The organism is Sulfurihydrogenibium yellowstonense SS-5 (assembly GCF_000173615.1).
Lineage (GTDB): Bacteria > Aquificota > Aquificia > Aquificales > Hydrogenothermaceae > Sulfurihydrogenibium > Sulfurihydrogenibium yellowstonense.
Genome location: NZ_ABZS01000172.1, coordinates 1 through 3628 on the forward strand (window position 1 = coordinate 1; position 3628 = coordinate 3628).

Genomic DNA, 3628 nt, shown 5'->3' on the forward strand with positions numbered 1-3628 from the left:
TTTGTTACATCTGAACCGTGTGGGTTAGAAAGTGGTTTCCTTAATTGCATCGTTGAGCCTTTCTATCTAGTTACATCTGAACCGTGTGGGTTAGAAAGATTAATAGTATTAGCAATATCTTTAATGGTGGCTAAAGTTACATCTGAACCGTGTGGGTTAGAAAGTTCTCTTAACTTTGAGTATCACTCTTCTGCTTATTTCGTTACATCTGAACCGTGTGGGTTAGAAAGTTAAAAGTTCATATACAAGCATGTCTGACTTTTCTTTAGTTACATCTGAACCGTGTGGGTTATGTAAGAGGTGAGACGTGAGACGTGAGACGTGAGATGTGAGACGGATTTAAAATTCTTTTCACGTTTCACGTTTCACTTCTCACGTTAAAGTTCCATCTGAACCGTGTGGGTCATAAAGAAGTAAGTATATTTTCAAGCTACTCTTGATTATTCAGCTTAGCCTGATATGGAAGTAATCTTTCCCATTCTATCTTGACATCTTTTAAATCAAAAACAACTTCACAAAAGAATAACCTCTTATTACACAATAAAACGCTATCTTTAAAATCTATGACTGAGACTGCTTGTAAAAATCAACGTTGTCATTCTGCAGCCTTGCGAAGAATCTCCTCCTTTTCTTTTCAAATCAAAAGACGAGATCCTTCAGCTTATAGCTTCAGGATGATACGGAAAGGTAAGCTTGCAAGAATTTTGGAACAGGCTCACCGTGTAGCCTAAAGGCTGTAAGAACTATTATTTTAAAAATCAAGCTTAAAGAAGAAAATTAGGTATCTGTCTTGAAATGATATTTGGAATGTGTAGTGATTCTAATTATTTTCAGCTTAATAAAAGCTTTATGACTTAAAATCTTTTTGAATATAATAAGATCCCTCCCACTAGAGGGAGGGGGAAAGAAAATTATTTTCTCATAGATTTTTCAACTTCTTTTTCCATATGAGCAGATCTTTTTTCTACTTTTTCTTTCAATTCAGCAATATTTTTCTCAACTTCAGATAATTTAGCATTGCATGCTGATGGACAAGAGCCTTTTAAAGAATTCAAAGCAGCTTCTAAATCTGCAACTTTTTGAGATAGTCCAGCAGATGAATCATTTTTTAAGTTTGCCAATTCTTTAGAAAGAGATTCTACCCTGCCATTTATAGCATCAAGCTTTTGAAAAATAGGTGCGAATTTTTCATCAACATATTCTTTTGAAACATAATTACTTTTTGGTACATCTTTTCCTATTGGAGCATCATAACATCCACATTCTGAAGCTGCTAATTGAGCGTTCGCGAATGTAAATGATGCTACAATCGCTCCCGTACTCATTAATATATACTTTTTCATTTTTTTCCTCCTTAATTTGTTTACAGACTATGAAAATTATTTTCTCATAGATTTTTCAACTTCTTTTTCCATATAAGCAGATTGTTTTTCTACTTTTTCTTTTAATTCAGCAACATCTTTTTCTAAAGCAGAAATTTTTCCATTGCATGCTTCTGGGCATCTGTTTTTCATTTGATTAATTTGAGCTTCTAAGTCGTTAATTTTTGCTGCTGATACAGAACTTCCAGAAGATTTTAAAGCAGCAACTTCTCTCTCTAATGCTGATAATTTAGCATCTACAGAGTTAACTTTTTCAGTAACTCCTGCTACCTGTTGGTCTACATATTCTTTTGTTGCATAGTTTGCACTTGAACAGCTTGCTAATGCTACCGAACCTACTGCTAACGCTACTACGAATAACTTTTTCATCTTTAATACCTCCTGATAATAAAATTTTTATTTAATCTAATTTTAATATTACTTCATTTTACACCAAAAGTCAAATTAGAAATTTGTAATTTTTCAAAAGTTTATCAACCCCATTGCATTTCTAACATTCTTCATATTTTCTTTTGCAGCTTCTTTAGCTTTTTGGGTTCCGGTTATAATTATTTTTTCAACGTACCCAATATTTTCTTCATATTCTTTTCTTTTTTCCCTTATAGGAGATAAAAATTTATCTACATTCTCAAATAAAATTCTTTTACACTCTACACATCCTATTTCGGCATTTCTACATTTTGCTTGAATTTTATCTACTTCCTGCAAATCTGTGAAATATTTATGATAAGAAAATACATTACAGATTTCCGGTCTTCCCGGGTCGGTTTTTTTAAGTCTTTGTGGGTCTGTTTTCATAGATAAGACTTTTTTCTCAAGAGTTTCTCTTGGCTCGCTTAATGCTATCGTGTTATTGTAAGATTTAGACATTTTCCTACCATCTATTCCAAGAAGCTTTGATGATTCTGTCAATAAAGCTTGCGGTTCTTTAAATATGGGACTGTAAAGATTGTTAAATCTTCTTGCTATTTCTCTTGTTATTTCTATATGCGGTAGCTGGTCTTCTCCTACCGGAACTGCATCTGCATTATAGATTAAGATGTCGGCTGCCATTAAGATAGGATATCCAAAGAATCCGAATGTGTCTATATCTTTTCCAATATCTCCTTCTTTTATGTTGTGAATTATTTCATTTACTATTTCTTGTTTGATTTTTAAATCTGTTAAATCTTTCGTTAATCCTTCGTAATCTATATCTTTTTTGTGATAAAAAGCTTTATATACAATCTCATGTAATTTGTCTTGGTCTATTTTTATGTTTTTTCCAAATAGAAAGTCTCTTATGTATTGGAAAATTAAGTTAAATTTTAAATCTTTGTATGATGGGTTTAGTTCAAGCCAGCTTTTTGGTGTTATCATGCCAAAGAGTAATGCAAGCTCACTGTGTTCTTTAACTCCTGATTGGACAAAGATAGTGCTCTTCTCCGGATTAATACCGCAAGAAAGCCAGTCTATTACAAGGTCGTAAATATTTTGTTTTAAATCGGACGTTTCTTTGTATTTATTTGTCAATGCATGCCAATCTGCAACGAAGAAAAAACATTCATTGCTATCTTGTAATTTTAGCCAGTTTTTTATAACGCCAAAGTAATGTCCTAAGTGAAGCTTTCCTGTAGGACGCATACCGCTAACTATTCTCATAAATTGCCTCCTTCTATTTTTGTTATAATAATTCTAACCTAATTCAGGAGGAGATATTATTATGATTAGAGGAAGAGTTTGGAAGTTTAAAGATGACGTTGATACAGACCAAATAATACCTGCAAGATATCTTGTGACTACAGACCCAAAAGAACTTGCAAAACACGTAATGGAAGATGCAGACCCAACGTTTCCATCAAAAGTAAAAGAAGGTGATATACTTGTTGCTGGCAAAAACTTTGGTTGCGGGTCTTCAAGAGAACATGCTCCTCTTGCCATCAAGGGTGCCGGAATTGCTGCAGTAGTAGCTGAATCTTTTGCAAGAATATTCTTTAGAAATGCTATTAACTTAGGCTTATTAATCATAGAATCTCCGGAAGCTGCAAGAGAGGCCGAGGAAGGAGATATTTTAGAGATTGATATTAACCAAGGTGTTATAAGAAATGTTACTAAAAATAAAGAGTATAAGATAAAACCTCTACCGGAAAATCTACAAGCTATTTTAAAAGCCGGCGGCTTGATGGAATACGCTAAGGAAAAAATAAAAAATGCTTCGTAAGATACTAACGGCAATCGACTTAACAGAAGACAGTAAGACTGTTTTA

General features: G+C 33.2%; 4 protein-coding genes. 1 reads left to right on the top strand and 3 read right to left on the bottom strand.

The annotated features are described in order from the left end of the window. Positions 1-911: 911 nt before the first annotated feature. From SULYE_RS06940 to trpS, 3 genes are all read right to left on the bottom strand, one after another. Positions 912-1343 (bottom strand): kinetochore Spc7 family protein, encoded by a 432-nt coding sequence (locus tag SULYE_RS06940; protein ID WP_007547894.1) that lies wholly within the window; start codon positions 1341-1343, stop codon positions 912-914. Positions 1344-1379: 36 nt separating this feature from the next. Further along, positions 1380-1751 carry a hypothetical protein gene (locus SULYE_RS06945; protein WP_007547895.1) on the bottom strand — a complete coding sequence of 124 codons (372 nt, stop codon included), beginning with the start codon at positions 1749-1751 and terminating at the stop codon, positions 1380-1382. A gap of 93 nt (positions 1752-1844) precedes the next feature. Continuing rightward, on the bottom strand, positions 1845-3023 hold the full coding sequence (trpS, locus tag SULYE_RS06950) for a tryptophan--tRNA ligase (RefSeq protein WP_007547896.1): 1179 nt from the start codon (positions 3021-3023) through the stop codon (positions 1845-1847). 58 nt (positions 3024-3081) lie between these two features. Between trpS and leuD the strand changes: the two genes are divergently transcribed. Then, positions 3082-3582: a 3-isopropylmalate dehydratase small subunit gene (leuD, locus tag SULYE_RS06955; protein WP_198001801.1), complete on the top strand. Its 501-nt coding sequence runs from the start codon at positions 3082-3084 to the stop codon at positions 3580-3582. The last annotated feature ends 46 nt before the right edge of the window (positions 3583-3628 follow it).

Coding starts and splice junctions, on each gene's coding strand:
- SULYE_RS06940 (WP_007547894.1), bottom strand. CDS start 1,343: ATGAAAAAGTATATATTAATGAGTACGGGAGCGATTGTAGCATCATTT.
- trpS (WP_007547896.1), bottom strand. CDS start 3,023: ATGAGAATAGTTAGCGGTATGCGTCCTACAGGAAAGCTTCACTTAGGA.
- SULYE_RS06945 (WP_007547895.1), bottom strand. CDS start 1,751: ATGAAAAAGTTATTCGTAGTAGCGTTAGCAGTAGGTTCGGTAGCATTA.